The 25,884-nt window shown below is 72.7% G+C and carries 21 protein-coding genes and 1 pseudogene; 11 read left to right on the top strand and 11 right to left on the bottom strand.

Annotated elements, in window-relative coordinates:
* Window positions 1-16: 16 nt before the first annotated feature.
* On the bottom strand, window positions 17-1,198 hold the full coding sequence (locus ACMTAK_RS09790; protein WP_413805845.1) for a helix-turn-helix domain-containing protein: 1,182 nt from the start codon (window positions 1,196-1,198) through the stop codon (window positions 17-19).
* Window positions 1,199-1,341: 143 nt separating this feature from the next.
* Here ACMTAK_RS09790 and ACMTAK_RS09785 point away from each other — a divergent pair, with 143 nt between their 5' ends.
* From ACMTAK_RS09785 to ACMTAK_RS09775, 3 genes are all read left to right on the top strand, one after another.
* Window positions 1,342-1,788: a recombinase family protein gene (locus ACMTAK_RS09785; protein ID WP_413805844.1), complete on the top strand. Its 447-nt coding sequence runs from the start codon at window positions 1,342-1,344 to the stop codon at window positions 1,786-1,788.
* The gene (locus tag ACMTAK_RS09780; protein WP_413805843.1) at window positions 1,785-2,069 is read left to right on the top strand and encodes a hypothetical protein; all 285 of its coding nucleotides are present in this window, start codon (window positions 1,785-1,787) and stop codon (window positions 2,067-2,069) included. The genes ACMTAK_RS09785 and ACMTAK_RS09780 overlap by 4 nt, the downstream gene beginning before the upstream one ends.
* Before the next feature lie 234 nt (window positions 2,070-2,303).
* Window positions 2,304-2,765, top strand: a complete 462-nt coding sequence (locus ACMTAK_RS09775; RefSeq protein WP_413805842.1) for a glycine-rich domain-containing protein — start codon at window positions 2,304-2,306, stop codon at window positions 2,763-2,765.
* Between the two features lie 340 nt (window positions 2,766-3,105).
* Here the strand turns inward: ACMTAK_RS09775 and ACMTAK_RS09770 are convergent, their stop codons facing one another.
* Window positions 3,106-3,513: a CoA-binding protein gene (locus tag ACMTAK_RS09770; protein ID WP_210946502.1), complete on the bottom strand. Its 408-nt coding sequence runs from the start codon at window positions 3,511-3,513 to the stop codon at window positions 3,106-3,108.
* Between ACMTAK_RS09770 and ACMTAK_RS09765 the strand changes: the two are divergent.
* Window positions 3,452-4,264 (top strand): annotated as a pseudogene (locus tag ACMTAK_RS09765) (phosphatase PAP2 family protein); the annotation flags it as partial. The gene ACMTAK_RS09770 and the pseudogene ACMTAK_RS09765 sit on opposite strands and share 62 nt — an antisense overlap.
* A 90-nt stretch (window positions 4,265-4,354) precedes the next feature.
* Here ACMTAK_RS09765 and ACMTAK_RS09760 read toward each other — a convergent pair.
* Both ACMTAK_RS09760 and ACMTAK_RS09755 read right to left on the bottom strand, forming a co-directional pair.
* Entirely contained in the window at window positions 4,355-5,038 is a 684-nt protein-coding gene (locus ACMTAK_RS09760; RefSeq protein WP_413805841.1) for a response regulator, read from the bottom strand.
* Window positions 5,039-5,061: 23 nt separating this feature from the next.
* Window positions 5,062-6,525 carry a sensor histidine kinase gene (locus tag ACMTAK_RS09755; protein ID WP_413805840.1) on the bottom strand — a complete coding sequence of 488 codons (1,464 nt, stop codon included), beginning with the start codon at window positions 6,523-6,525 and terminating at the stop codon, window positions 5,062-5,064.
* Window positions 6,526-6,759: 234 nt separating this feature from the next.
* Here ACMTAK_RS09755 and ACMTAK_RS09750 point away from each other — a divergent pair, with 234 nt between their 5' ends.
* From ACMTAK_RS09750 to ACMTAK_RS09740, 3 genes are all read left to right on the top strand, one after another.
* Window positions 6,760-7,092, top strand: a complete 333-nt coding sequence (locus tag ACMTAK_RS09750; RefSeq protein ID WP_413805839.1) for a plasmid stabilization protein — start codon at window positions 6,760-6,762, stop codon at window positions 7,090-7,092.
* A 129-nt stretch (window positions 7,093-7,221) separates the two neighbouring features.
* Window positions 7,222-7,707 (top strand): DUF6098 family protein, encoded by a 486-nt coding sequence (locus ACMTAK_RS09745; protein WP_413805838.1) that lies wholly within the window; start codon window positions 7,222-7,224, stop codon window positions 7,705-7,707.
* Window positions 7,708-7,824: 117 nt separating this feature from the next.
* On the top strand, window positions 7,825-8,451 hold the full coding sequence (locus tag ACMTAK_RS09740; RefSeq protein ID WP_413805837.1) for a YigZ family protein: 627 nt from the start codon (window positions 7,825-7,827) through the stop codon (window positions 8,449-8,451).
* A 13-nt stretch (window positions 8,452-8,464) separates the two neighbouring features.
* Here the strand turns inward: ACMTAK_RS09740 and ACMTAK_RS09735 are convergent, their stop codons facing one another.
* Complete coding sequence (locus ACMTAK_RS09735) at window positions 8,465-9,994, bottom strand: sensor histidine kinase (protein ID WP_413805836.1); 1,530 nt, start codon at window positions 9,992-9,994, stop codon at window positions 8,465-8,467.
* Complete coding sequence (locus ACMTAK_RS09730) at window positions 9,991-10,779, bottom strand: response regulator transcription factor (RefSeq protein ID WP_413805835.1); 789 nt, start codon at window positions 10,777-10,779, stop codon at window positions 9,991-9,993. The genes ACMTAK_RS09735 and ACMTAK_RS09730 overlap by 4 nt, the downstream gene beginning before the upstream one ends.
* A 404-nt stretch (window positions 10,780-11,183) precedes the next feature.
* On the opposite strand from ACMTAK_RS09730, the gene ACMTAK_RS09725 reads away from it, so the two are divergent.
* The 3 genes from ACMTAK_RS09725 to ACMTAK_RS09715 all read left to right on the top strand — a co-directional run bounded on the left by ACMTAK_RS09725 (window position 11,184) and on the right by ACMTAK_RS09715 (window position 18,214).
* The gene (locus ACMTAK_RS09725; protein ID WP_413805834.1) at window positions 11,184-13,028 is read left to right on the top strand and encodes a SulP family inorganic anion transporter; all 1,845 of its coding nucleotides are present in this window, start codon (window positions 11,184-11,186) and stop codon (window positions 13,026-13,028) included.
* A gap of 189 nt (window positions 13,029-13,217) precedes the next feature.
* Window positions 13,218-14,450, top strand: a complete 1,233-nt coding sequence (locus tag ACMTAK_RS09720) for an exonuclease SbcCD subunit D (protein ID WP_413805833.1) — start codon at window positions 13,218-13,220, stop codon at window positions 14,448-14,450.
* Complete coding sequence (locus tag ACMTAK_RS09715; protein ID WP_413805832.1) at window positions 14,447-18,214, top strand: AAA family ATPase; 3,768 nt, start codon at window positions 14,447-14,449, stop codon at window positions 18,212-18,214. The genes ACMTAK_RS09720 and ACMTAK_RS09715 overlap by 4 nt, the downstream gene beginning before the upstream one ends.
* Window positions 18,215-18,621: 407 nt before the next feature.
* On the opposite strand, the gene ACMTAK_RS09710 is transcribed toward ACMTAK_RS09715, so the two are convergent.
* A complete protein-coding gene (locus ACMTAK_RS09710) occupies window positions 18,622-20,304 on the bottom strand; it encodes a DUF885 domain-containing protein (protein WP_413805831.1) in 1,683 nt (560 codons plus the stop codon).
* A gap of 73 nt (window positions 20,305-20,377) precedes the next feature.
* Window positions 20,378-20,872, bottom strand: coding sequence for an Lrp/AsnC family transcriptional regulator (locus ACMTAK_RS09705; RefSeq protein ID WP_413805830.1), 495 nt, complete (start codon window positions 20,870-20,872; stop codon window positions 20,378-20,380).
* A 59-nt stretch (window positions 20,873-20,931) separates the two neighbouring features.
* On the opposite strand from ACMTAK_RS09705, the gene ACMTAK_RS09700 reads away from it, so the two are divergent.
* Entirely contained in the window at window positions 20,932-22,275 is a 1,344-nt protein-coding gene (locus tag ACMTAK_RS09700) for a trans-sulfuration enzyme family protein (RefSeq protein ID WP_413805829.1), read from the top strand.
* Here ACMTAK_RS09700 and ACMTAK_RS09695 read toward each other — a convergent pair.
* From ACMTAK_RS09695 to ACMTAK_RS09685, 3 genes are all read right to left on the bottom strand, one after another.
* Window positions 22,202-23,479, bottom strand: coding sequence for a GNAT family N-acetyltransferase (locus ACMTAK_RS09695; protein ID WP_413805828.1), 1,278 nt, complete (start codon window positions 23,477-23,479; stop codon window positions 22,202-22,204). The two genes, ACMTAK_RS09700 and ACMTAK_RS09695, sit on opposite strands and share 74 nt — an antisense overlap.
* 123 nt (window positions 23,480-23,602) lie before the next feature.
* On the bottom strand, window positions 23,603-24,136 hold the full coding sequence (locus tag ACMTAK_RS09690) for a DUF1990 family protein (RefSeq protein ID WP_413805827.1): 534 nt from the start codon (window positions 24,134-24,136) through the stop codon (window positions 23,603-23,605).
* A 78-nt stretch (window positions 24,137-24,214) separates the two neighbouring features.
* Complete coding sequence (locus ACMTAK_RS09685) at window positions 24,215-25,807, bottom strand: alkaline phosphatase D family protein (protein WP_413805826.1); 1,593 nt, start codon at window positions 25,805-25,807, stop codon at window positions 24,215-24,217.
* Window positions 25,808-25,884 lie beyond the last annotated feature (77 nt).

Genomic DNA, 25,884 nt, shown 5'->3' with positions numbered 1-25,884 from the left:
AGGCTGTTTGCGTTGGTCAGGACGCAAGCTCGGACCGCTTCGCCATGGCCAGTAGGTCCGGTCGGCTGCGTTGGTGGAGCGTCCACAGCACGCGCAGCACCTCCCGCGCCATGGGGTGGATCTCTGCCATCTGCGGGGCGACCTTGAACGCTTGCTTCAGTGCCTCCTCCGCACCGACGAGGTCTTTCGTCGCCAGTCGAGCGCGAGCGGCGTCGATGGCCAGTCGGCCGACGCGCGACGGCTTCAGCCCCGCGGGAGGATTCTTCAGCAACGGGACCGCTACCTCGGCCGCCTTGTCCGGGTGGTTCAGCTCGATCTGGGCTGCCAACTCATACAGTGCCGTGTTGCCCTGCCCAAACGTCAGATTGTGCTGGAGGACATCGGGCCCGCTGATCCGTTCCGCCAGCGCCTTCGCTCGCTGGACGTGGTCCGCGGTGGCGTTCGCGTCCTCGTGACGGCTGGCCAGGACGATACCGCGAAGATGGAGCGAGCCAAGGTGGACGACGCGATCCAGGTCGTCGCCCGGCATCCTCTCGTACTGGACGATAGCGCGCTCGATGATCGCCAGCCCGTCGGAGTACTCGCCGGCCGACTGGTACGTCCCCGCTTCGTTCCACGCCGCAGCAGCTACGGCCTCGGGATTCCACGTCTGCTGAGCCGCCCACTGCTGACGGCTCACAATCATGTCGGCCAGATCAGACTGTCGGAAGCGGTGGGCACAGGCGTATGCACAGCTATACACGTCGGCCACCTGCCCCCACGCCGTGGCGTCCCCGTCGCTCTCCATAGCCGTCGCGGTGACCTGACCGAGCAGCTTGGGGAGGAGCTCGAGCAGCCTCAGGTAGTCAGTGTTGGCACGGAGCTGAGCGGCGCGCTTGAGGGAGGCAGCCAGTTCGTCGGGAGGCGGCACGTCTTCGCGCGGCAGCGTGTGTCGACGGACGACCGTTCGCAGCTGATCCATCAATTCGGTCTGCTTCGACGGATCGGCGAACGGATCTCCGTAGATGCGGGCCATCGTGACCTTCAGCGCACCTGCCGCTGCTGCCACGATCGGCGGAGTCGCTGGACGAAGTCCAGTCTCGATCTTGCTCAGGTAAGAGAGCGTGACCCCCATTTGGCGGGAAAGAGCCGTCTGGCTCAGCCCGCGGACCTTACGCAAAACCGCGATGTTCTCGCCCGCTGACGGTGCGCTTTGCATGGACCAACTGTCGCACGCCGTTTCGCCTGCGTCCCTACCTCCGAGGGGTTCCGACGCGCCGTTGTGCAAGTTTTGTGCCAACTGATCATGAGTCACCCGTAGTTGTCTGGTCACACAGCGGAAATCAGCGACCGGGAGCCTCAATGACCAACGACGAGTCGAAGACCCTCGTATTCATCTACGACCGCGAGGTGACCGAGAAGGATTCAGCGGATGAGCGGATCCTTACCTGTCGTCAGTACGCCCGCGAACAGGGGTGGACAGTCGTGGGACAGTGGGTAGACCGCGGATCCAACGCTGTTGCCCTCCGGCGGACTATCTGGAACGGCATGATCGCCGCGATGGAGCACGAGGGGCAGGGAAAGCGAATCGTCTGCCTCGTCGCCAACTGGCACCGGATCGCGTTCGACGACGCGGCTCGCGATACGTTGCGGCAGACGGTCAGTCACGTTGGGGGCGCGTGCGTGGCCGTCGACGACGAGGTGGTGCCGAGTACGCCCCGTAACGTGGCTATGCGCAGGCTTCACGCCAGTGGGGAACAGCTCGGGCCGGGCACAACACTGGTCCGTCACGACGGGGCGACGGCATGACGCGGTATCCCAGCAGGGACGATTACCTGTCGTGGCGGGACGCAATCACGCTCATCGTGGCCGTGACGCCTGGCGAAAAGGCCGCAATGACATTTGAGGACCGGGGGCGCGCGGCCATCACGGCGTCGTCGCGATATCTGGCGGACCCGTCCACGTCGCTCGAGGATGCGCAGGCCGCGATCAAGCTGCTTCGGCTGGCCCTCTCCGATGTGATCATGGTTGCAGAGGATCGACAGCGACGGCTGGCGCAGTTCCAGGAGGCCGTGAGCCATCCCGCCTGATGACTTCCTCGTTCCCACCCTGATCACCGGCTGCGGAGGGGACGAGGATCGGCGGCGGACGCGCCCCACGCGTCATGCCCACGCCGTCGGCGGGGGTCCTCAGGGCGTGGAAGGGACGCTCTCAGGATCCCCGCACGGGGGCCGTAAGTACGTGCAGCCTCGTCCCGGCCGGATGGTTGGAGGCCAGTGACCGGGACGAGGGCAACGCACCACTCACAGAGAAGAGGTACGCGCATGAGTCAAGGTACAGCTCTGCTGCCCGACGAGGATCGGGCAGTCGTGGTCAAGACCGTCATGGACAACAACCCGGACATGGACGAGACCATGGCTGGCCGAATCGTCGATGAGGCGACGAAGCTCGTGATCGCCGCTTTGTGCTCTCCCGGGAAGAACCTGACCCCGTCGCGGATCGTCGACGAGGGGTGGCACGCGCTCATCCTGCACACGTATCTGTACTCCAGCCTGTGTACGAGGCGGGGCGGGTACGTCCACCACACGCCCGGGTACAACCCGCGGAACTACGACGCGAAGATCCTGGAGCGCACGAAGACGCGGATCGCGGAACTGGGCTTCGACGTCGACTCCGAGCTGTGGGGCCCTCCCGGTTCGGATCCGGTCGTCGTGGCGGCCAAGTGCCAGCACACCGAGGAGTGCGCGATCATGCCGATGCCTCCGGACCCCGGTCCCACGGAGTGATGAACCTTGTCTGCTCGTCCCTGATCGAGCGCGCGACGGCAGTAGCGTCACCGAGGGAGGTTCGAGATGCGAAAAGACTGGATTGACCCTCGGTATCGCGCTGTCGTGATGACGCTTCGAGGGCTCCAAGAAGGCACCGGGCGACCGGTGAAGGGGTTCCTCGTCCCCAAGCGTGGCAGCGATCAGGCTGGGGACAAGAGGAGCTAGTACAGCCCAACAGCGGCCCCGTCCGTGCCCCCGTGGCGCCGGGCGGGGCTTTTCGCGCCTGCCGTCGGCCGTAGCGCAGGTTTCCTGCGTGCCGCCCATCCTCGTGCGACAGATCGTCGACTGTGGGCGCAGGTCAGCCCAGCCGGGGGATCTCTATCGCCGGGCAGCGGTCCATGACCATGGCGAGCCCGGCGGCGCGAGTGCGGTCGTACGCTTCCGGGTCGATGACGCCGAGCTGGAACCAGACGGCCTTGGCGCCGATGGCGACGGCCTCGTCGGCGACCGGGCCCGCCAGGTCGCTGTTGACGAAGACATCGACCACATCGACCGGGAACGGGATCTCGGCGAGCGAGCCGTAGCCGCGCTCGCCGTGCACCGTCTCGGCCTTGGGGTGTACGGGCACGATGCGCTTGCCGAAGCGCTGGAGGACGTCGGCGACGCCGTATGCCGCACGCTGCTGGTTCGTCGACAGGCCCACGATGGCCCAGGTGTCGCCCAACTCGGTGAGGATCGTGCGGACCGTGGCCGGGTCGCCGTACATGTCTGCCTCCTGTGGTCGCGATGCGGTCTCTTCGCAGCAGAACCGACCGGGTGCCCAGGAGATTCCCCGGGGCACGCCGGGGGTGTCAACCCCGACGATGGTCAGGGGTCTGACCTGGCCGTTTGCCAGAGGTGGCGGGCCGTCGCCGTTTCTACGGTCACTGGCCATGGTTTCAAGGACGCGATACGGCTTCGGCCGTCGACTGCTGCTCTCGGGGGCGCTGTGTGCCGCCGGGGCGGGAGCGGTGATGTGGCTGTCGCCCGGTGGGCTGGGCGACGCGGATCGGGTGGAGGTCACGGGCGGCGCCTCGGTGTCGGTGTACCGGGCGGTGGCGGACGCGGTGGCGGGAGCGCCCTCGTGGGCCGGGTCGCTGCTGGAGATGGCCACCGAGGGCACGCTGGTGGCGCTGGGGCTGCTTCTGCTGTGGACGGGGTGGTCGGCCCTCCGGCGCGGCGACGCCTCCGGCGTGGCCGGGGCCGTGCTCACCGGCATCGGCACCGTGGCCGCCTATGTGGCGAGCGAGGCGGTGAAGCTCGTGGTGGACGAGGAGCGGCCGTGCCGGGCGGTACGGGGAGCCGTGGCGGTAGCGGAGTGTCCCGAGCCGGGGGACTGGTCGTTTCCGAGCAACCACGCCACCCTCGCCACCGGGATCGCGGTCGGGCTGACGCTGCTCAGGCCCCGTCTCGCCCCGGTGGCGTTGCCGTTGGCGGTGGCGGCGGCCCTGCTGCGGGTGGCGGTGGGGGCGCACTATCCGCACGACGTGGCCGCCGGTGCGCTGCTGGGCGCCGCCGTGGTGGCGGCGACGCTGGTCGCGGCGGGCCCCCCGGCCGTACGGGCGGTGTCAGCGCTGTTCGGGCGCGCGGGGCGGAAGGATTCCGGCCTCGTGGGCGACCACGGCGGCGGCCGCCCGGTTCTCCACGCCCAGCCGGGCCAGGATCGAGCTCACATGGGCCTTGACCGTCCCCTCGACGACATGCAGCCGACGGGCGATCTGACCGTTGGACAGCCCGCCGCCGAGCAGGGCCAGCACCTCCCGCTCCCGGGCGGTCAGGGCGTCGACCCGGGCGCGGGCGGCGGTGCGGCGGTCGGCCAGGGCACCCGCGCCACCGGACGCCAGATGCGCCACGACGCGGGCCGCGACCTTCGGTGACAGATAGGCGGCGCCGTCGGCCACCGCGCGCACCCCCGCGATCAGCTCCTCCGGTTCACCGGACTTGATGAGGAAGCCCATGGCGCCGCCGCCCAGCGCCTGGAGGATGTAGTCGTCCTCGCCGAAGGTGGTCAGCATGACGACACCGGTGGCCGGCGCCGTCCGGTGGATCTCGCGGGCGGCCTCGATACCGCCGGTGCCGGGCATCCGGATGTCCAGCACCGCCACCCGGGGCCGGTGGCGGTGCACCAGTTCCACCGCCTGGTGGCCGTCGCCCGCCTCCGCGACCACGGTGATCTCCGGATCGGTGGCGAGCACGGCCCGGATCCCCGCGCGGATCATCGGCTCGTCGTCGGCGATCAGGACCCGGATCATCGGACGCCCTTCCCGCCGCGGGATCATCGGACGCCCTTCCCGGTGAAGGCGTCGGCGGACACCAGGGTGGAGTGGCGGAAGCACAGCCGGTAGACGTCCCCGGAGCGGTCGTCGAAGGGGTCGGCCGTCATCGCGTAGTACTCACAGACGATGTCCGTTCCCCTCGGTTCGGCGGCCGTCGGCCGGTGGCCGGTCTGGCGCCCCGGCAGATACCGCGCGATCCGGTCGCGGTCCTCTCCGATACGCAGCCGGGCGTAGTCGTCCGGGGCCAGCACCGACTCCCGGGCCTTCAGTGTGTCCCACACCCGCGCCACCCCGATCAGCAGGGCCCCCGCGACCAGGGGCACCATCAGGGCCGCGAGCAGGGTGCGGCCGAGCCGGCGGCGGGCGCGCCGGTGGTCATCCGCCACCGGGGCGTCCGGGGCGTGAGGCGCCCCCGGCCGCCGGGTGGTGGTGCGGGGAAACGTGGCGCGGACGGCGAAACCGCCCGCCTCGGGGCCGTATCCGAAGGTGCCCCCGGCCAGTGCGACGCGCTCGTCCAGGCCGATCAGGCCGAAGCCCTCGCCGCCGGAGCGGACGGGAGCGGCGGCGGACGCGGGGCCGTTCACCACCCGGACCCCGGTTTCCTCGGCCGTATGCCGGACGTGGACGGTCGCCTCCGCACCCGGGGCGTGCTTGGCCACGTTGGTCAGCGCCTCCCGCACCACGCGGCGCACGGCCCGCTCCACGTCCGGCGGCGGCTCGCCGGGCTCGCCGTCGATCCGCAGCCGGACCGCGAGACCCGACGCCGACGCCCGCTCGACCAGCTCCGCCACATCCGCGCCCCCCGGCTCCGGCGGCGTTCCGTCCGGCTCCTGGCGCAGGACGCCGATCACCTCGCCGAGGCGGTCCACGGCGGTCGCCGCCCTGGCCCTGATGTCCCGGGCGGCCTCCCGGTGGCCGTCCGCCAGCCCGGGTGCCAGCTTGAGGGCCCCGGCCGAGAGGGCGATCAGGCTGAGCTCATGGCCGAGCACATCGTGCATGTCCTGCGCGATACGGGCCCGCTCCCGCAGCCGGGCCTGCTCGGCGATCAGCCGCTGCTCGCGCTCCAGCCGCGCGGCCCGCTCCCACCCCGCCCGGACCAACTCCCGGTACTGACGGCAGAACCGCCCCACGAACCATGGCAGGACGACGGCCCCCGCCACCACCGCCACGAAGCGGTCGGCCCAGGTGATCCAGGACGGCACCGCGGCGACGGCCACCACAGCGCCCGCCACCACCCCGATCAGCCCCACCGCCGTGGACCACGTCCGCCCCGGCCGCCACCCCGCTGCGAACGCGCACAGCGCCGTGGGCACCACCCACCACAGGCTGACCACGCTCAACCCGGCGGCGGCGATGGTGGCCGCCAGTGGCAGGTGGGCGATGGTGGCCCCCAGTGGCAGGTGTCCGGCCCAGGACGCGCACGGGCGGGCGCCGGATCCGGTCGTGTGTGTCCGTGTCGTCATGTCCCCCACCCGCGTGATCGGCCGGCCGCAGGGGTGACCTTACGAAGACGGGGGACGGACGGACACTGCCGAAAGACCAATTCCGCGCATCGCGCACGGCGCACGGCATCCGGTTGACGACCAGGAGACGCATGCTGGTTATAGGGGGAAACGGAGGGAACCCGGCTCATACGGTCGGCGATCATCAACTGTCGGCCGCGACCGACCGAGGGGGCGGAAGGAGAGGAAGACACCATGCCCGCAGGATCCAGCCGTAAGCGTGAACGGCAGTACGAGCACATCAAGGAAGGCGCCGAGCAGCGCGGTGCGTCCACCGGCCGGGCGAAGGAAATGGCCGCCCGTACGGTCAACAAGGAGCGCGCGCGCTCGGGCGAGTCCAGGTCCGCCAGCAAGACCTCGACCCAGGACCCGAAGTCCGCGCCGCAGCGCGGCGGCCAGCGCTCCGGCAACCGGACGGGTCCCAAGGGCCCGACCCGCGACCAGCTGTACAACGAGGCCAAGCAGCGCGGCATCGAGGGCCGCTCCCATATGACCAAGGACCAGCTGGCCAAGGCCCTGGGCCGCTGACCCGGACGCCGCGGCACTTCCCCAGCGGGACGCCGCCCTCCCCGCCGAGCAGCGGGGCCGGGCGGCGTCCGTGCGATCGGGGGAGGGCGGTGGATTGGCGGCGCCGGCCACGGGTACTCAAGGACGGTCATGCCAGGCACGCCACTCCCCACCTACACCGCTCTGCATCAGCTCGTGGAGTTGATCGAGCAGGAGTCTCCGGTCTTCGTCCGCTGGTCCCGGGGGCCCGAGGCGGACCTGGAAGGCAGCGCGGTCAGCCGGGACGGGCTCACCGGCATGAAGATGCCGGGCCTGTCGGCCAACCCCCTGGTCTTCGAGGAGTGGGCGAAGGACCTGCCCACGACCGTCTGGGTCGCCCGGAGGCTGTGCGACTACATCCACCTCCGTGACGACGCCCAGGGCCCCGCCGATGTCCGCCCCTGGGCGCTCAAGGGGGAGGAGACCGGCCGGGGGCCGGACAACGAACCCCTGGTCCGCGATGTGGAGCCGGTCGCCTGGATCGCCGAGAGCGTGATCGCCGAAGCCGAGGACGTGGTGGCACGCCAGCGGGGCGCCTGGGGGCCCTTGCGCAGGCCGCCCCGGTTCGGCCGTGGCGGAAGCGGCGGGAAGGGATGAGTGGGCGCATCCCCTCAACGCCGTGGGTTTCCGCGGCAAGCGGCGGTCGCGTACGCGTGACCACCGCCGCCGCACGCGTGTGACCACCGCTCGAGAGCCGGGACATAAGGTGGCCTGATGCAGGAGCGGTACCGGACGGTCGCGCGCGAGGGCGTGCACGAGATCGAGATCAACAGATCGCGCTTCCTCTGCACGCTCGCGCCCGCCGCGACCGAGCAGGAGGCGCAGGACGTCATCCAGCGGGTCAGGAAGGAGCACCCCACCGCCACTCACAACTGCTTCGCCTATGTCATCGGCGCGGACGGCGGTGTGCAGAAGGCGAGCGACGACGGGGAGCCGGGCGGTACGGCCGGGGTGCCGATGCTGCAGATGCTGCTGCGCCGCGAGATCCGGTACGCGGTGGCCGTCGTCACCCGCTACTACGGGGGCGTGAAGCTCGGCGCGGGCGGTCTGATCCGGGCCTACGGCGGCGCGGTCGGCGAGGCGCTCGACGCGCTGGGCACCGTCACCCGGCAGCGGTTCCGGCTGGTGACCGTCACCGTGGACCACCAGCGGGCCGGAAAGCTGGGACACGATCTGCGGGCGACGGGGCGCGCGGTCCGGGATGTGCGCTACGCCGAGGCCGTGACGATCGAACTCGGGCTGCCCGACGCGGATGTGGACGCCTTCCGCGACTGGCTGGCGGACGCCACCGCGGGCACCGCCGCACTGGAGCTCGGCGGCGAGGCGTACCAGGACGCGTAAGGACGGCCTGGGCCTACGCCGATGAGCGCACCGAGGGCGGGGACGGGGCGGACTCCGGTGTGCTCCGGTCGCTCCGGACCCTCCGGGGCAGGCCGATTCTGGACGGGCGGCCCTGGGGCGGGCGGCCCTGGGCCGCGCGGGGCGCGGGCCGCAGCCGGATCGCCGCGTCGAGGCCACCACCGGGCGCCCGGGCCAAAGCGGCCTCCCCTCCGCTCGCATGCGCGAGCCGCTGCACCAGCGACAGACCCAGACCGGTGCCGCCCTTCGGGGCGTCGGGGGCGCGCCAGAAGCGGTCGAAGGCGCGGCGGCGCTGATCGGCGGTCATGCCGGGCCCTTCGTCGATGACATGCAGCTCGATCCAGGCGGGCCGCGCGGGAAGATGGCGGCGGTCGGCGGCCGAACAGCGCAGCACCATGGTGACGGTGGAGCCCAGGGGCGTGACACGCAGCGCGTTGGAGAGCAGATTGTCCAGGATCTGCTCGATGGCTCCGGGCACCGCGAGCGCCTGGCCGACCCGGTCGCCGAGCAGGGCGAGGTGGGCCTTGTGCCGGTCGAAGAGCGGGCTCCAGGTGAGCAGGCGCTCGGCGCACACCTGGTCCAGGTCGACCGGTTCGGGGGTGACGGCGCTCTCCTCCAGCCGCGCCATCGCCAGCAGCCCCTCGACCATCCGGGCCAGCCGGTCGGTCTCGGTTATCGCCGCGCCGAGACCGTCCCGGGCGTGCCCCGCCATCTCCGCCTCCAGGTTGTCCAGCCGCAGCCGCAGCGCCGCCAGCGGCGTCTTGAGCTGGTGGGACGCCTCGGCGGCGAACGCGCGCTGGGAGGCCAGCAGATGCTCCAGCCGGGCGGCGGTCTGGTTGAAGGTGGCGGCGAGGCTGCGCACCTCGGGCGGGCCGGAGGTCACGGGCGCGGGCGTGGTGAACCGGCCGTCGGCCAGGCGGTGCGCGAACCGCTCCAGCTCCAGGATGGGGCGGCTGGCCCAGCGGGCGAAGACCAGCCCCACGGCGGCGACGGCCGTGAGGATCGCGAGCCCGCCCACGCCCAGCAGCAGCCAGATCCGGTGGACCCGGGCCTCCACCGCCTCGGTGGGCACGGTGAGCCGCACCGCGCCCTGCAACTCGTCGCCGTGGACGACGGGGGCGGCGACCGAGAGATAGCGGACGCCGCCGATGGTGGAGGTCCGGACGTCGATCGCGTCCCGGCCGCGCAGCGCGGCGGCGATCTCGGGGCGCGACACCAGGTTCCGCGACTCGCCGGCGGACAGCGGATGCGAGGTCGCCAGCAGCCGGCCGTCGTCGCCGACGATGACCACCCTGCCCCGGATGCGCTCGGCACAGTGCCGCGCCCGGTGCGGCAGCTCGCGCTGTTCCCGGCCCGCCATGATGGACAGCGAGGCGAACGCGGACACCGACTCGGCCTCGTCCTCCGCCGAGGAGATGATCTGCTCCCGCTCGGCTCTGCCGTAGACATAGCCGAGCGGTATGCCGAGGCTCAGCAGGGTCAGTACGGCGAGGCTCAGATACCCGAGCAGCAGACGTCGGGTCACGGCCGGACGGCCTCCGGGATCCCCGAAGGGGTCCCCGCCCGGACTCCCGAGTGGACGGCGAGACGGAAGCCGACCCCGCGCAGGGTCTGGATCCAGGCCGGATCGCCCAGCTTGCGGCGCAGTGTGGCGATGTGCACGTCCAGGGTCTTGGTCGGCCCGTGGAAGTGGGGGTCCCAGACGCGGTCGAGGATCTGCTGGCGCGAGTACACGGCGCCGGGGTCCTCGGTGAGCAGGGCCAGCAGCTCGAACTCCTTGGGGGTGAGGCTGACGGGTGCGCCGCCCACCCACACCTGACGCGTCCGGCGGTCCACGACCAGCGGCTCCTGCTCCCGGGGCGGCGGCTGGGCGGCGACCGGTGGGGTGACGGCGGGGGCCGGGGCGGTGGTGGCGGGGGCGGCCGTCGCGGTGTGCCCCATGGCGGTGGCGGTGCGTTGAGAACGCCTTGTCACCGCGCGGATCCGGGCGATCAGCTCCCGCATGCTGAACGGCTTCGCCAAGTAGTCGTCCGCGCCCAGCTCCAGGCCCAGGACCCGGTCGGCCTCCTCGCCCCGCGCGGTGAGCATGATGATCGGCACGTCGGACACCTGCCGGATACCGCGGCAGACGTCGATGCCGTCCATGTCCGGCAGTCCCAGGTCGAGCAGGACGATGTCCCCGTACGGCCCCTCCAGCCCGGCTGCACCCGTGCTGACATGACCCACCATCAGCCCATACCGCCCCAGTCCCTCGACGAGGGGTTCGGCGATCGTCTCGTCATCCTCGATGAGTAGCGCTCGTACGGTCATGGGGACCTGTGTACCGCAATACCGGAATGGCTTCCTGGTTTTTGTAATGTTGCGAGCGCGGAACCGAATATTGGAGAAGAACTTGTCATGCTCTAGTGTTCGTTTAGCCTTCGCCTGGTACGGCCCTCCCTACGGTGATTCGCATCTGGCCCAACCACCCGTCAGGGAGGCATGATGAGGACCCCGTGCGAATACCGGAAACCGGTCGACGGGCAATTTCCCGAATTCCGGCCGCGCAACGCGGGCAAGGAACTCGATCTCGATAACGACGGTGACGTCCGGGCGTACTCATGACGAGCGGACGACATGCCCGTGGCCGGATTCAGCCGGTTTCATCGCCGTCGTACGACATCGACGAGGTGTTCCCGTCGGAAGGGGCGCGCGACTCCCGGTCGACGCAACCGATGCCCGCATATGCGCCCGCCGCCGGAACCGTAAGAGAGACGGCCGAGGCGCCTGGCTTCCATAAGGCCGATGACGGGGCGGGGGACACCGCCGAAGGCAAGGCCAAGGGCAAGGCCAAAGGCGGGGGAAGGGGCAAGGCCGGCGGAAGGATCGGCGGGACCGTCCAGGGTGTGGATCTCGGCACCGAGATCACCGCCTCCCTGGTCGTCTTCCTCGTGGCCCTGCCCCTGTGCATCGGCGTCGCCGTCGCCTCGGGTGCCCCGGCCGAACTCGGCATCATCACCGGTGTGATCGGTGGCCTCGTCGTCGGCATGACCCCGGGCAGCACCCTCCAGGTGAGTGGGCCCGCCGCCGGACTCGCCGCGCTGGTGGCGGAGACGGTGGAGGCCAACGGCATCGCGATGCTCGGCGTGATCGTGCTGGGCTCGGGAATTCTGCAGATCGTGCTGGGGCTGATCCGGCTGGGCCGGATGTTCCAGGCCACCTCGATCGCCGTCGTCCAGGGCATGCTCGCCGGGATCGGGCTGCCGCTGATGTTCAGCCAGTCCTATCCGCTGGCCGATGCCACGGCCCCCGGCACGGCCATCGAGAACATCCTCGGCTTCCCCGCGCACGTCGTCGACACCTTCATGAACGCGCAGACGGCGATCGCCGCGCTGCTCGGCATCGCCACGGTCGTCCTCAGCTTCGTCTGGAAGAAGGTGCCGGGGCCCGTCAAGAAGATCCCCGCCGCGCTCGTCGCGGTCGGCCTCGGCATCGTCGTGGCCTCCCTCCCCGGCGTGGAGGTGAAAACGCTCCAGGTGGGCAATCTGCTGGCCGCCATCCAGGTCCCGGGCCCCGAAGAGTTCGCCGGGCTCACGGACCCGGCGATCCTCACCGCCATCGTCACCTTCACCGTCATCGCCTCGGCGGAGAGCCTGTTCACGGCCGCCGCCGTGGACCGGATGCACAGCGGCAAGCGCACCCAGTTCAACAGCGAGCTGATCGCCCAGGGCGCGGGCAACACCATCTGCGGCATGCTGGGCTCGCTCCCCATGACCGCCGTCGTCGCCCGCAGCTCGGCCAACGTCCAGTCCGGCGCCAAGACCCGGATCTCCCGGACCCTGCACGGCCTGTGGCTGCTCGCCTTCGCGCTCCTGCTGCCGGGCGTTCTCGCCCTGATCCCGATCTCGGTGCTGGCCGGTGTCCTCGTGCACAGCGGCTGGAAGCTACTGGCTCCCGAGCAGTTTCCCGCGATGTGGCACCAGGACCGCGGTGAATTCGCCGTCATGGTCCTCACCACGGGCGCCATCGTCGCCACCGCGCTCCTGGAAGGGGTGCTGATCGGGCTCGCCGCCGGGATCGTGCTGGCCGCGCTGCGGATGTCGCAGACCTCCGTCGAGCACCACATCGAGGGCGACACCGCCAAGGTCGTCATGAAGGGCAACGCCACGTTTCTGCGGCTGCCCAAGGTGATCGACGCGCTGGAGGCGGTGGGGTCGGCGGAAACGCCGCGGATCCGGCTGGACCTGATGGGGGTGACCCATCTGGACCACGCCTGCCGCAGCCAGATCGAGGAGTTCGTGCAGCAGCAGCGGGCGTCGGGCACCGTACGGGTGGAACTGCTGCTGCCCGACCTTTCGAGGCCGAAGCCGAAGCGAAAGCCCAGCCCCGCGTCCTCGCCCGTGTCCCCGTCGTGGCCGCCGCCACAGCCGCATGAGCGGTCGTCGTCCGGCGCGCTGTACGACGCGTTCTACGGCCCGTCACAGCCGGGTCCGTCCGCGGAGTGGTACTACCTCGACACCCGCCCCTTCGAAGGTCTCCAGGACTCCGAGGACGCGCGGTGGCGGGACCACCACGGCTGACCACGGCCTGGAAGCGGGTCGGGAAACGGGCCGCCGCATCGGCGACACGGGCGGGAAATACGAGGTCCGTGAGAGACCGGGCACCGACCGCGGCTAACGTGGTCGGTGCCCGCACCGCGTACACGCCGCGGGTGTGATGCTGGCCACTGGGGTGGGAGGAAGGACAGAAGTGCAGGTCGGAGACCACTTGTGAGAATTCTGCACACATCCGACTGGCACCTCGGACGGTCCTTTCACCGGGTCAGCCTCCTTGCCGCGCAGCGGGAGTTCATCGACCACCTCGTCACCACCGTGCGCGAGCGGCACATCGACGCGGTGGTCGTCGCGGGCGACATCTACGACCGCGCCGTGCCACCGCTCGCCGCCGTCGAGCTCTTCGACGACGCCCTGCACCGGCTCGCGGATCTCGGGGTGCCGACGGTCATGATCTCCGGCAACCATGACTCGGCCCGCCGCCTCGGCGTCGGCGCCGGGCTGATCGACCGGGCCGGCATCCATCTGCGTACCGACCCCGCCGGCTGCGCCACGCCCATCGTCCTCTCCGACGACCACGGCGAGGTGGCCTTCTACGGTCTGCCGTATCTCGAACCGGGTCTGGTGCGGGAGGAGTTGGGCGCCTCGGCGGCCGGTCATACGGCGGTGCTGGGCGCCGCCATGGACCGGGTGCGCGCCGACCTCGCCACCCGGCCGTCCGGCACCCGGTCCGTCGTCCTCGCGCACGCCTTCGTCACCGGTGGCGCGGTCAGCGACAGCGAGCGGGACATCACGGTCGGCGGGGTCGCCTCCGTACCCGCCGAGGTCTTCGACGGCGTCGACTACGCCGCCCTGGGCCATCTGCACGGCTGTCAGACCATCACCGAGCGCATCCGCTACTCGGGCTCCCCGCTCGCGTACTCCTTCTCCGAGGCGGCGCACCGCAAGTCCATGTGGGCGGTGGAACTGGGGGCGGCGGGTGGGACGCCGTCGTGCGAACGGGTGGAGTGCCCGGTGCCGCGGCCGCTGGCCCGGATCCGCGGCCGGATCGAGGAGTTGCTGGCCGATCCGGACCTCGAGCGCCATGAGGAGGCGTGGGTCGAGGCCACGCTGACCGACGCGGTGCGGCCGCATGAGCCGATGGCCCGGCTGACGCGGCGCTTCCCCCATGTGCTCACGCTGGTCTTCGACCCCGAGCGGCCCCCCGAGGATCCGCTCGCCTCGTACGCACAGCGGCTGCGCGGCCGCTCGGACCGGCAGATCGCCGAGGACTTCGTGGCTCATGTGCGGGGCGGCCGCGGCCCGGACGAGGCGGAGCGCGCGCTGCTCGGCGACGCGCTGGAGACGGTGCGGAGCGAGGCGCACGAGGGCGTCGTGCCGGACGACGAGAACGGCGCGGGGGCGACGACGGTGACCGCGGGGGAGACCGCGGGGGAGGCGGCGCGATGAGGCTGCACCGGCTGGCCGTCACGGCCTTCGGCCCGTTCGGCGCCACCCAGGAGATCGACTTCGATGAGCTGTCCGCCGCCGGGCTCTTCCTGCTGCACGGGCCGACCGGCGCCGGTAAGACGTCCGTCCTGGACGCGGTCTGCTACGCGCTGTACGGCCAGGTGCCCGGCGCCCGCCAGGGCAGTGGCCTCTCGCTGCGCAGCGACCACGCCGAACCGCTGACCCCGACCGAGGTCGTTCTCGAATTCACGGTGGGGGAGCGGCGCCTGGAGATCACCCGGCGCCCCGAGCAGCCGCGCCCCAAGAAGCGGGGCACGGGAATGACCCGGGAGAAGGCGCAGACCCTGCTGCGCGAGTACGTCCCGCCGACGTCCTCGACCAGCGCGGGGGCGGGGAAGTGGAAGGCCCTCAGCCGCTCGCACCAGGAGATCGGCGAGGAGATCGCGCAGCTGCTCGGCATGAGCCGGGAGCAGTTCTGCCAGGTGGTGCTGTTGCCGCAGGGCGACTTCGCCCGCTTTCTGCGCGCGGACGAGCTGGCGCGCGGCAAGCTGCTGGGCAAGCTGTTCGACACCGGCCGCTTCGCCGCCGTCGAGGAACGGCTGGCGGAGCAGCGGCGGGCGGCGGAGAAGCGGGTCGCGGCCGGGGACGAGCGGTTGCTCGCGCTCGCCCACCGCATGGCGCAGGCGGCGGGCCGCACCACCGAGCCGGACGGGCACCCGCTGCCCGAACTGACCCCCGGTGAACCGGGGCTGGCCGACGCGGTCCTGGAATGGGCCGCCATCGCGCGCGCGGGCGCGCGCGAGCGGCAGGACATCGCGCTCGCCGCCGTACGAGCCGCGGAGGCGGCCCACGACGCCGCCCAGCGGACCGCCGACGCGACCCGCGAACGGGCCGAACTCCAGCGCCGCCACGCCGAGGCCCGCCGCCGGGCGGACGGTCTCGAACGGCAGCGACCCGACCACGACCGCCTGCGCGAACTGCTGGAACGCGCCCGCGCCGCCGACGCGGTGGTCCCCGCACTCGACCTCCGCACCGCCGCCGCCCGCGACCATCACACCGCCGAATCCACCGAACGCCGGGCCCGCGCCCGCCTGTCCGCCGAGCCCGGCCTGGCGGCCATGACTCTCGCGCCGATCCCGGACATCCCCGACCAACGCACCCCCGCCGGGCCGACCGCTTCGCCCGGCGCACCCCTGCCCGCGCAGGCCACCACGTCCCCGGAAGAGCGCGCCCCGCACGCGGTCGCGGAAGGTGCGTGGGCCGGGCCGGCTCGCGACGAGGAGACCGCGGACGACGTGCCGTGCCAGGCGTCGTCCGGTGAAGCGTGCACGTCGGCCTCCGGCGGCCCCGGCCCGCAGGGGCGCCTCATGGCGCAGACGGTCGGGGACGGCCGTAACGGAACTGGCGCGCCGGGCCCGGACGCGCCCGTCCGCGCGGCGGACCAGGCGCCGGAGGCCGTCTCCTCCGCAGACGTGGGTGCGTCGAGTGTGTGCGCCACGGGCCGTGGTACGGCTGCCGGCAACGAGAGGGCGGGTAGGCAGGCCGGTTCCGGGGCAGGCGCGCCGGGTGGGGCGCCTTCCGGCGACACTGCCGCCTCGGGAGGACCCGGTGCGTCGCAGCCAGGGCCTTCCACCGACGAGGCCGCCGCCACGGGGGCGCGGGGTGCGGGCGCGACGCGTCCCGACGCCGATGCGGGCGCGACGCGTCCCGACGCGGCGACGGAGGCCGCGCCCCAGGCGAGTCGTGGCGGTGCGGCGGCGGGCGCGGCCCGTGGTGGTGACGGGCCGTATGGCGAGCGGGACGCCGGTTCGCGGGGCGCGGGTGTGGCCGTGGTGCTCGCCGAAGCCGATGCCGAGTGGCTGGGACAGGTTGAGCGGCGGGTGCGGGAGGAGCTCGGGGCGTTGGGGGCCGCGCGGCGGGGCGAGGTCCGCGCGGAGGCCGTCGTCCGCGAGATCGCCGCGCTTGAGCGGGAGGCCCGCGCCGACGACGAGGCGATCGAGGAGGCCACCGAGTGGCTCGCCGGGTGGGAGGAAACCCACCGGGCGCATCAGCGGCGGGTCGAGGCGGCGCAGGAGGCCGTCGCCCGGGCCGAGCAGCTCGGCGGGCGGATCGAGCCCGCCGAGCGGCGGCTGGAGGCCGCCCGGCGGCGGGACCGGCTCGCCGGGCAGGAGGAGCAGGCGCGGGAAGAGGTGCTGCGGCTACGGGAAGGGGCCGCCGCCGCGCGGCAGAACTGGCTCGACCTCAAAGAGGCCCGGCTGCGCGGTATCGCCGCCGAGCTCGCGGCCGGGCTGCGCGCCGGAGCGCCCTGCGCGGTGTGCGGGGCGACCGAGCACCCGAGCCCGGCCCGGCCCGGGGCCGGGCATGTGGACCGCACGGCGGAGGAGGCCGCGCTGGCGGACTACCAGCGCGCCGAGGAGGTCCGCGAGGAGGCCGAGCGGGCGCGGAACGCGCTGCGGGAGGCCCGTGCGGGGGCCGAGGCCACGGCGGAGGGCGAGGACGCGGCCGAACTCGACCGGGCCCTGGCCGAGTTGCGCACCGCGTACGCCGAGGCCCGAAACGCGGCGGCCGACGCACACGCCGCCCGCGAGGCCCTGGACCGGGCCGAGGGTGAGCACACCCGCCGTACGGAACAGCGGCAGGAGGCCGAACGGCGGGCGGCCGCCCGCACCTCGCACCGCGAGGCACTGGCCCGGGAGCGAACCGCGCTGCTGGCCGAGCTGGACCAGGCGCGCGGCGCGGACGCCACCGTCGCGCGGCGCGCGGCGCGGCTCGAGCGGCAGGCGGCGCTGCTGGCCGACACCGCCGAGGCGGCGCGGGCCGCCGACGCGGCCGCGAACCGGCTGAAGGAGGCCGACGCCCGGCTCGCCGACGCCGCCTACCGGGCCGGGTTCGAGACCCCGGAGCAGGCCGCCGAGGCCGTGCTGCACCCGGACCGGCAGCGCGAGGCGCGCCGCCGTCTCGACGCCTGGCAGTCGGAGTCGGCGGCGGTCGCGGCCGAGCTGTCCGACCCGAGGGTGCTCGCGGCCGCCCAGGAGCCGCCCGCCGATCCCGCGGCGGCGCAGACGGCGGCCGACGCGGCCACCCGCGCGCTGCGCGAGGTCTCGGCCGCGGACGCCGCGGCCCGCACCCGCTGCGAGGAGCTCGACGCGCTCTCCGCGCAGGCGGTCGCCGACGCCCGCCGGCTCGCCCCGCTGCGCGCGGAGCACGACCGGATCGCCCGCCTCGCCTCGCTCGCGGCGGGCACCTCCGCGGACAACGAGCGCAGGATGCGGCTGGAGGCGTATGTGCTGGCGGCCCGCCTGGAGCAGGTCGCGGCGGCGGCGAGCGCACGGCTGCGCCACATGTCCTCCGGGCGCTACACCCTGGTGCACTCCGACGCCCGCTCCGGCGGGCGCGGCCGCTCCGGTCTCGGACTGCATGTCGTCGACGCCTGGACGGGCAGCGAACGCGACACCGCCACCCTCTCCGGCGGCGAGACCTTCTCCGCCTCGCTCGCCCTCGCGCTGGGTCTGGCCGATGTGGTCACCGACGAGGCGGGCGGGGTCCACCTGGACACCCTCTTCATCGACGAGGGGTTCGGCAGCCTCGACGAGCAGACCCTGGACGAGGTCATGGACGTGCTGGACTCGCTGCGCGAACGCGACCGTACGGTCGGCATCGTCAGCCATGTGGCCGATCTGCGCCGGCGGATCCCCGCCCAGTTGGAGGTCGTCAAGGGCCGCCAGGGCTCGGCCGTACGGCATCGGATGGCCGCCGCGCACTAAGCGCTCCGCTGGGAGTGCCCTGACCTGCCGTGGATCGTCTGCGGCGAGCTGCTTTCCCCTCCCCGCCCCTTCCCACAACCGGGGCTCCGCCCCAGACCCCGGGCCGGGGCTCCGCCTCAGATCCCGGGCCGGGGCTCCGCCTCAGATCCCGGGCCGGGGCTCCGCCTCAGATCCCGGGCCGGGGCTCCGCCTCAGATCCCGGGCCGGGGCTCCGCCTCAGACGCCGGGCCGGGGCTCTGCCCCAGATCCCGGGCCGGGGCTCTGCCCCAGATCCCGGGCCGGGGCTCTGCCCCAGATCCCGGGCCGGGGCTCTGCCCCAGATCCCGGGCCGGGGCTCCGCCCCAGATCCCGGGGGCCAGGGGCGAAGCCTCCGCGTGGTCCGCCGGACAGCCCGTAGTGGGCGGGCCTCAGAGCGCCGACAGCTCCTCCACCAGGTCGTCAAGACCCAGCGACCCCTGCGACAGCGCCGCCATGTGCCACTTCTTGGCGTCGAAGGCGTCGCCGTGCGCCTTACGGGCCGCCTCCCGCCCCGTCAGCCAGGCCCGCTCGCCCAGCTTGTAGCCGATGGCCTGGCCCGGCATGCCCAGATAGCGCACCAGCTCACTGTCGAGGAACTCCGCCGGACGGCCGCAGTGCAGTCCGAAGAACTCGCGCGCCAGCTCCGGAGTCCACCGCTCACCGGGGTGGAAGGGCGAATCGGCGGGGATCTCCAGCTCCAGGTGCATCCCGATGTCCACGATCACCCGCAGCGCCCGCATCATCTGCGCGTCCAGATAGCCCAGCCGCCGCTCCGGGTCCGACAGATAGCCCAGCTCGTCCATGAGCCGCTCCGCGTACAGCGCCCAGCCCTCCGCGTTGGCGCTGACCATGCCCACCGTGGCCTGGTAGCGGGAGAGCTGGTCGGAGACGTGCGCCCACTGGGCGAGCTGCAGATGGTGGCCGGGTACGCCCTCGTGGTACCAGGTGGAGACCAGGTCGTAGACCGGGAAGCGGGTCTCGCCCATCGTGGGCAGCCAGGTCCGGCCGGGGCGGGAGAAGTCCACCGACGGCTGGGTGTAGTACGGCGCCGCCGCGCTGCCCGGCGGGGCGATCATCGACTCGACCCGCTTGACCCGTTCGGCCAGGTCGAAGTGGGTGCCGTCCAGCTGCTCGATGGCCTCGTCCATCAGCTCCTGAAGCCACACCCGGGTCTCCTCGACGCCCTCGATATGGGCGCCGTGGGCGTCGAGGTGGCGCAGCGCCTCCCACGGGTTGGCGCCGGGCAGGATCTTCTCCGCCTCGGTGCGCATCTCGGCGTGGATCCGGTGGAATTCCGACCAGCCGTACGCGTAGGCCTCGTCCAGGTCGAGGTCCGTGCCGTTCCACATCCGGGCCCAGCGGCGGTAGCGCTCACGCCCCACCACATCGGGCTCGCCCTCGATGGCCGGGGCATAGGTGTCGCGCAGCCAGTCGCGGAGCTCGGCCAGCGCGCCCGTGGCCGCCGCGGCCGCCTCGTCCAGCTCACCGCGCAGCGCGTCGGGGCCCTCGGAGGTGAAGTCCGCGAACCAGCCGCCGTCCGTCCCGATCCACTCCGCCAGTTGCTCGAGGACCGTGGCCACCTGCCGGGGGCCGGCCGGCAGATTCCGCCGCAGCCCCTCGGCGAGCGCGGCGCGGTACCCCTCCAGCGCGGTCGGTACGGCGCGCAGCCGGGCCGCGACCGCCGACCAGTCCTCCTCGGTCTCGGTGGGCATCACGGTGAAGATGCCGCGCACCGAGTGCAGCGGGGAGCTCAGATTGCTGACCGCGCGCAGGTGCTCATCGGCCTCGTGCACATCGAGTTCGGCGGTCAGCCGCTCCCGCAGCAGCCGGGCGCAGCGGCGCTCCGCGTCACTGTCAGCGCCGGGGCGCGCCTCGGCCTCGGCCAGCCGGTCCAAGGTGGTGCGGTCGAGGTCGGCGATGGCCTTCGCCCCCTCGGGGGAGAAGTCCGGCAGGCGCCGGGAGCTCTCGGGAACGCCCAGGTAGGTGCCGGTGATCGGGTCGAGTTCGATAAGGGCGTCGACATAGCTGTCGGCGACCTGACGGGGCAGCGGAGCGTTCTTGGTATCGGACATGCGGCCCATCCTCGTACGTTCCGGGGTGTGGCGTCAGCACCACGGGGGTGTGACGCATGGGAACAGGGGTGTGCTACGAGGTTGCCGAGCCGTCCCGGGCGGGTGGCAGCAGCGGGCCGCAGCTCCACTGCTGGAAGATCAGCCGGGTCTCGACCCGGGCCACCTCACGGCGCGAGGTGAACTCGTCCAGCACCAGCCGCTGGAGATCGGCGGTGTCGGCCACCGCCACATGGACCAGATAGTCGTCCGGCCCGGCCAGGTGGAACAGCGCCCGGGACTCGGACAGCGCCCGGATCCGCTCCACGAACGGGCCGACCAGCTCCCGGCGGTGGGGCCGCAGCTGCACCGAGAGCAGGGCCTCGAGACCGCGCCCCAGCTTGGCGGGGTCCAGGCGGAGTTCATTTCCGAGAATCACCCCGGAGCGGCGCAGCCGGGCCACCCGGTCCAGACAGGTCGAGGCGGCCACGCCGACCTGGGCGGCCAGATCGCGGTAGGTGGTCCGGGCGTCGTTCTGCAGCAGCCGCAGAATCTGAAGATCCACCGGATCGAGGGCGACGGTTTCGGCCATCGGCCGAACGTAGCACGGACATCGACCGCGAGAGTCCGGTGATTGTTCACCCTTCACGCATGGACATCAGGCAGAGCACGGAGAGCACAGGGAGCACGGGAACCATACGGAGCACGGAGACAGCGCCGGGCACACAGGGGCCGCACGGCGACGCCGCCGCACGGCACGCGTTCGCCACCGAGGCCGTCCACGCCGGGCGCGAGGACCTCCCGGCCATGGGCCTGCACGCCGTACCCCTGGATCTGTCGACGACGTATCCCTCGTACGACAGCCGCCAGGAGGCCGCCAGGATCGACGCGTTCGCCGCCACCGGCGCCCGGCCGGACGGCCCGCCGGTCTACGCCCGCCTGGACAACCCCACCGTGGCCCGTTTCGAGACCGCCATGGCCCGGCTGGAGGGCACCGAGAGCGCGGTCGCGTTCGCCAGCGGTATGGCCGCGCTCAGCGCGTGTCTGCTGGCGCGCGGGGCCCAGGGGCCGCGGCATGTGGTGGCGGTCCGCCCGCTGTACGGATGCAGCGACCATCTGCTGGACACCGGGCTGCTGGGCACCGAGGTCACCTGGGTGGACCCGGCCGGGATCGCGGACGCGATCCGCCCCGACACCGGCCTGGTCATGGTGGAGACTCCGGCCAATCCGACGCTCGCCGAACTCGATCTGCGGGCCGTCGCCCACTCCTGCGGCACGGTCCCGCTGCTCGCGGACAACACCTTCGCCACACCGGTGCTGCAACGCCCGGCCGAGCGGGGCGCGAGCCTCGTCCTGCACAGCGCCACCAAGTACCTCGGCGGACACGGCGATGTGATGGGCGGCGTGGTCGCCTGCGACGAGGAGTTCGCCCGGGTGCTGCGCCAGGTGCGGTTCGCCACCGGCGGGGTACTGCATCCGCTCGCCGGATATCTGCTGCTGCGCGGGCTGTCCACGCTGCCGGTACGGATGCGGGCCGCGTCGGCGACGGCGGCCGAGCTGGCCCGGCGGCTGGCCGGCGATCCACGGGTGGCCCGCGTCCACTATCCCCGGATCGGCGGGGCGATGGTGGCCTTCGAGCCCCACGGCGATCCGCACGCGGTGATCGGCGGGGTGCGGCTGATCACTCCGGCGGTGAGCCTGGGCAGTGTGGACACCCTCATCCAGCACCCGGCCTCCATCAGCCACCGGATCGTGGCCGAGGGGGACCGCCGCTCCTCGGGGATCGGCGACCGGCTGCTGCGGATGTCGGTCGGGCTCGAGGACGTGGCGGACCTGTGGCGCGATCTGGACCGGGCGCTCGACGGCGGCGGCCCGGCGGGGCGCGACGCCCGCCGGGCGGGGCACGGGGCCCCGGTCGGGCTCAGCGCGCCTGCGGCGGGACCGGCAGCGGAAGGGCCGGCTCGGGTGCCGGTGCCGGGTCGAGACGGGCGCTGATCACCAGCGTGCCCTGCTCGATCTGGTAGTCCAGCGGCAGTTCGAGGGCGCGCATCGCGGCGACCATGCCGGTGTTGGCCGACTGGGTGACGGCGTAGACGCTTTCGCAGCCGGTCTCGGCGGCCATCGCCACCAGCCGCCGCAGCAGCTCCCCGCCGACGCCGCGACGCTGCCACTCGTCCTCGACGATCAGCGCGACCTCGGTCTCGTCCCCGTCCCACAGCAGATGGCCGAGGGCCACCAGCCGCCCGGAGGCGGTGTACGCGGCCAGGGTGCGGCCGAAGCGCGGGCTCAGCAGATGGGCGAGGTAGCGGTCGGCGTCGCCGACCGGCCCGTGGTAGCGCTGCCCCAGCGTGGTGGAGGAGCAGCGGGCGTGCATCTCGCGGGCGGCGGCGAGGTCGCCGGTGTCGGCGCGGCGCACGGTGATGGCGTTGCCCTCGGGCAGCGTCAGCACATCGCCGTCGTGCGGGATCCGCGGGCCGAGCCGGGCGTCCAGCTCGACCAGCGCGCGGGCCCGGGCGAACTCGGTCGGGGTGAACGGCAGATACGGCCGCTCGATGATGATCGCGCCGCCGGACGGGTCGCGCAGCCGCATCACGGTCTCCTCCAGGGCACCTTCGGCGGGCGGTGTGCTGTCCAGCGACCGCCCGCTGAGGGACTTGGCGGGAACCGAGTGGATGGTGCAGCGGCCGAACAACTGGCGCAGGGCGAGCGGCAGTTCGGCGGCGTCCAGGGCGGTGCGGGTGGCCAGGGTCAGCGCCCGGGTCGGCGCGTCCACCAGGTCGTGGGTGTCGGCCCGCTCGACCCAGGTGTCACGGCCGCCCGCGGCGGCGACGGCGCCGGTCAGCCCGTCGGACGGCAGGGCCTCGGGCGCGCGCAGCAGGAACTCGTCCACCGTGCCGTCCGTCAGCGGATGGGTCTGCAGGGCCAGGATGTCGACCCGGTGCCCGGCCAGCGCCGCGCACAGCGCGGCGAGGGTGCCCGGCTCGTCCCGTACGGTCGTGCGCATCCGCCACAGCGTGGTGGCCTCGGGGGCCGTGGTCTCCGGGGCGCCCGCGGCGTGGGCGGGGTGGGCGTCGGCCGCGGGCGAGCGTGAGCTGTCCGGCGGCGCGTGACCCTGACGCCGTGACCACCATGCGACCAGATCGTGCCGCCAGCGGGGGCGGCGCCGGTGAGGGGGCTCGGGGGTCGCTCGAAATGTCATGCAAACACCCTCGCGCAGAGGTGTTGCGTGATCACGAACAGACTGTGACCTAAGGGTTAAGGGCGCATCTGGTAACAGAAGCTTATTTTGTCCGAAATCAAAAGGTTGAAGCCTGAGGTTCCGTCATCCTACCGCCCACCTGCGCAATACTCTGCCGCACCGCCGTGCGTACGCCCGCTGGAAGAGCGGCACCAGCGGCCCTCCGGCCCGGCCGAACCAGGACTCCGAACGGCTGAACGCCGTCACCGTGAGTACCACCGAGCCATCCGGCCCCAGCTCCACCACGAACGACTCCTCGCCCCGCTCGGGATGGCCGGGCAGCGTGCCGTACGCGAAGCCGGTCCGCGACTCCTCCGCGACCGTCCACACCACCTCGCACGGCGCGCGCAGCCGCAGCCGCCCGACCCCCAGGCCCACCACGACCGGCCGCCCCGGGGTGGCGACCGGATCCGCGGCGCGGATCGACACCCCCACCGCGCGGTGCATCCGCCAGTCCATCACCGCCCGCCCGGCCGCCTCGAACGTGCCCCGCCCGTGGCCGACACGGGTCCGCACCCGCAGATGGCGATAGCCGGACGGCAGCGGCCACCGCCGGGTGGCGCCCACCTCCGGATAGGTGAGCCGGGAGGCCGGGCCGGGGGCGTCGCTGGATCCCATGCCCGTACGGTACGCGGCGGCCTTACGGTGCGCGGCCCCGTCGGCGTACCGTACGGGGCCGCGAACCGCACAGCGCTGCTACTGGCCGACCAGCCCCGGCCGCAGCACCTTGGTGAACAGCACCTTCCCGCCGTCCTCGCGCAGCCGGACCGTCATCTCGGCGCTGTCGCCGTCGATATCCACCTCGCCGTAGAACTGGAACCCCTCGGCGGGCGAGACGTTCGCCACGGTCGGCGCCTTGACGAAGGGCTGCTCGGGGCCGAACGTGCCGTCCAGCTTGACTGCCGGGAAGGCACCCGCGTTCAGCGGACCGGAGACGAACTCCCAGAACGGCGCGAAGTCCTTGAACGCCGCCCGCGACGGGTCGTAGTGCTGCGCCGAGGTGTAGTGGACGTCCGCCGTCAGCCACACCGTGCCGGTGATCTTCCGGTGCTTGATGTGCCGCAGCAGCTCGGCCATCTGGAGCTCACGGCCGAGCGGGGCGCCCGGGTCGCCCTGCGCGACGGCCTCGAAGTCGGTGTTTCCGTCCGGGACCACCAGGCCCAGCGGCATGTCGCAGGCGATGACCTTCCACACCGCGCGCGACCGCGACAGCTCGCGCTTGAGCCACGCCAGCTGCTCCGCGCCGAGGATGCCCTGGGCGTCCTCCGGCTGGCGGTTCGGCGAGTTGGGGTCGCGGTACGTACGGCAGTCCAGTACGAAGACGTCCAGCAGCGGGCCCTGGTGCTGGACCCGGTAGACCCGGCCGCTCGCGTCCGGGCGCAGCGTGCTGATCGGGAAGTACTCGGCGAACGCCTGGCGCGCGCGGGCCGCGAGCACGTCGACGTTCTTCTCGGTGTAGCGGTCGTCGACCAGGATCTCGCCCGGGTACCAGTTGTTGAGCACCTCGTGGTCGTCCCACTGGGTGATGGTCGGCACCTCGGCGTGGAACCGGCGCAGGGCGGGGTCGAGCAGGTTGTACCGGAAGTTGCCGCGGTACTCGTCCAGCGTCTCGGCGACCTTGGTCTTCTCCGGGGTGATGAGATTGCGCCAGGTGGAGCCGTCGGGCAGCTTGACGGTCTCCGTCATCGGGCCGTCGGCGTAGATGTTGTCGCCGCTGCACAGGAAGAAGTCCGGCTCGCGGCGGCGCATCTCCTCGAAGACGCGGTAGCCGCCGTGGTCGGGGTTGATGCCCCAGCCCTGGCCCGCCAGGTCGCCCGACCAGACGAAACGCACGCCCTTACGGCGCTCGGGAACCGTGCGGAACGTGCCGTGCACCGGCTCACTGGTGCGGCGCGGGTCCTCCGGGTCGGCCAGCAGCACCCGGTAGTGCACCTGGCTCCCGGCGGGCAGGCCGCGCAGCGCGGTGCGCCCGGTGAAGTCGGTGCCGGGGCCGACCACCGGGCCGTGCCAGCGCTTGGCTCGCGCGAAGGACTCGGTCGCGGACGTCTCCACGATCATCCGGGCCGGACGGTCGGAGCGGACCCACACCAGCCCCGACGACGTCGTCACATCGCCCACCTGAACGCCCCACTGGGCGCTCGGACGCCCCGACAGCGCCTGAGCGGGCGCGCCGGACGCGGCCGACGCGGCGGCCGATGCCACGGTGGGCACCGTGAGTGCCGCCGAGGCGGCCGCCGATCCCCGCAGTACCGCGCGCCGTCCGATCCCTCTGCCCGATTCCCGCCCCATGGTGCCCTCCGTCGCTCGTAGAACCGCTGTGCTGTTGTGTTTGTTATCGGTGCAAGATGCCGCTCTTGCGAACGCCC

It is taken from the genome of Streptomyces lacaronensis (assembly GCF_047337785.1).
Taxonomy (GTDB): domain Bacteria; phylum Actinomycetota; class Actinomycetes; order Streptomycetales; family Streptomycetaceae; genus Streptomyces; species Streptomyces lycopersici.
This window is presented reverse-complemented; position numbering and strand designations above follow the sequence as displayed.

Excerpts from the sequence above, each read along its gene's own strand:
- ACMTAK_RS09790 (WP_413805845.1), bottom strand. The coding sequence starts at position 1,198 with ATGCAAAGCGCACCGTCAGCGGGCGAGAACATCGCGGTTTTGCGTAAG.
- ACMTAK_RS09785 (WP_413805844.1), top strand. The coding sequence starts at position 1,342 with ATGACCAACGACGAGTCGAAGACCCTCGTATTCATCTACGACCGCGAG.
- ACMTAK_RS09780 (WP_413805843.1), top strand. The coding sequence starts at position 1,785 with ATGACGCGGTATCCCAGCAGGGACGATTACCTGTCGTGGCGGGACGCA.
- ACMTAK_RS09775 (WP_413805842.1), top strand. The coding sequence starts at position 2,304 with ATGAGTCAAGGTACAGCTCTGCTGCCCGACGAGGATCGGGCAGTCGTG.
- ACMTAK_RS09770 (WP_210946502.1), bottom strand. The coding sequence starts at position 3,513 with ATGTACGGCGACCCGGCCACGGTCCGCACGATCCTCACCGAGTTGGGC.
- ACMTAK_RS09760 (WP_413805841.1), bottom strand. The coding sequence starts at position 5,038 with ATGATCCGGGTCCTGATCGCCGACGACGAGCCGATGATCCGCGCGGGG.
- ACMTAK_RS09755 (WP_413805840.1), bottom strand. The coding sequence starts at position 6,525 with ATGACGACACGGACACACACGACCGGATCCGGCGCCCGCCCGTGCGCG.
- ACMTAK_RS09750 (WP_413805839.1), top strand. The coding sequence starts at position 6,760 with ATGCCCGCAGGATCCAGCCGTAAGCGTGAACGGCAGTACGAGCACATC.
- ACMTAK_RS09745 (WP_413805838.1), top strand. The coding sequence starts at position 7,222 with ATGCCAGGCACGCCACTCCCCACCTACACCGCTCTGCATCAGCTCGTG.
- ACMTAK_RS09740 (WP_413805837.1), top strand. The coding sequence starts at position 7,825 with ATGCAGGAGCGGTACCGGACGGTCGCGCGCGAGGGCGTGCACGAGATC.
- ACMTAK_RS09730 (WP_413805835.1), bottom strand. The coding sequence starts at position 10,779 with ATGACCGTACGAGCGCTACTCATCGAGGATGACGAGACGATCGCCGAA.
- ACMTAK_RS09725 (WP_413805834.1), top strand. The coding sequence starts at position 11,184 with ATGCCCGCATATGCGCCCGCCGCCGGAACCGTAAGAGAGACGGCCGAG.
- ACMTAK_RS09715 (WP_413805832.1), top strand. The coding sequence starts at position 14,447 with ATGAGGCTGCACCGGCTGGCCGTCACGGCCTTCGGCCCGTTCGGCGCC.
- ACMTAK_RS09710 (WP_413805831.1), bottom strand. The coding sequence starts at position 20,304 with ATGTCCGATACCAAGAACGCTCCGCTGCCCCGTCAGGTCGCCGACAGC.
- ACMTAK_RS09705 (WP_413805830.1), bottom strand. The coding sequence starts at position 20,872 with ATGGCCGAAACCGTCGCCCTCGATCCGGTGGATCTTCAGATTCTGCGG.
- ACMTAK_RS09700 (WP_413805829.1), top strand. The coding sequence starts at position 20,932 with ATGGACATCAGGCAGAGCACGGAGAGCACAGGGAGCACGGGAACCATA.
- ACMTAK_RS09695 (WP_413805828.1), bottom strand. The coding sequence starts at position 23,479 with ATGACATTTCGAGCGACCCCCGAGCCCCCTCACCGGCGCCGCCCCCGC.
- ACMTAK_RS09690 (WP_413805827.1), bottom strand. The coding sequence starts at position 24,136 with ATGGGATCCAGCGACGCCCCCGGCCCGGCCTCCCGGCTCACCTATCCG.
- ACMTAK_RS09685 (WP_413805826.1), bottom strand. The coding sequence starts at position 25,807 with ATGGGGCGGGAATCGGGCAGAGGGATCGGACGGCGCGCGGTACTGCGG.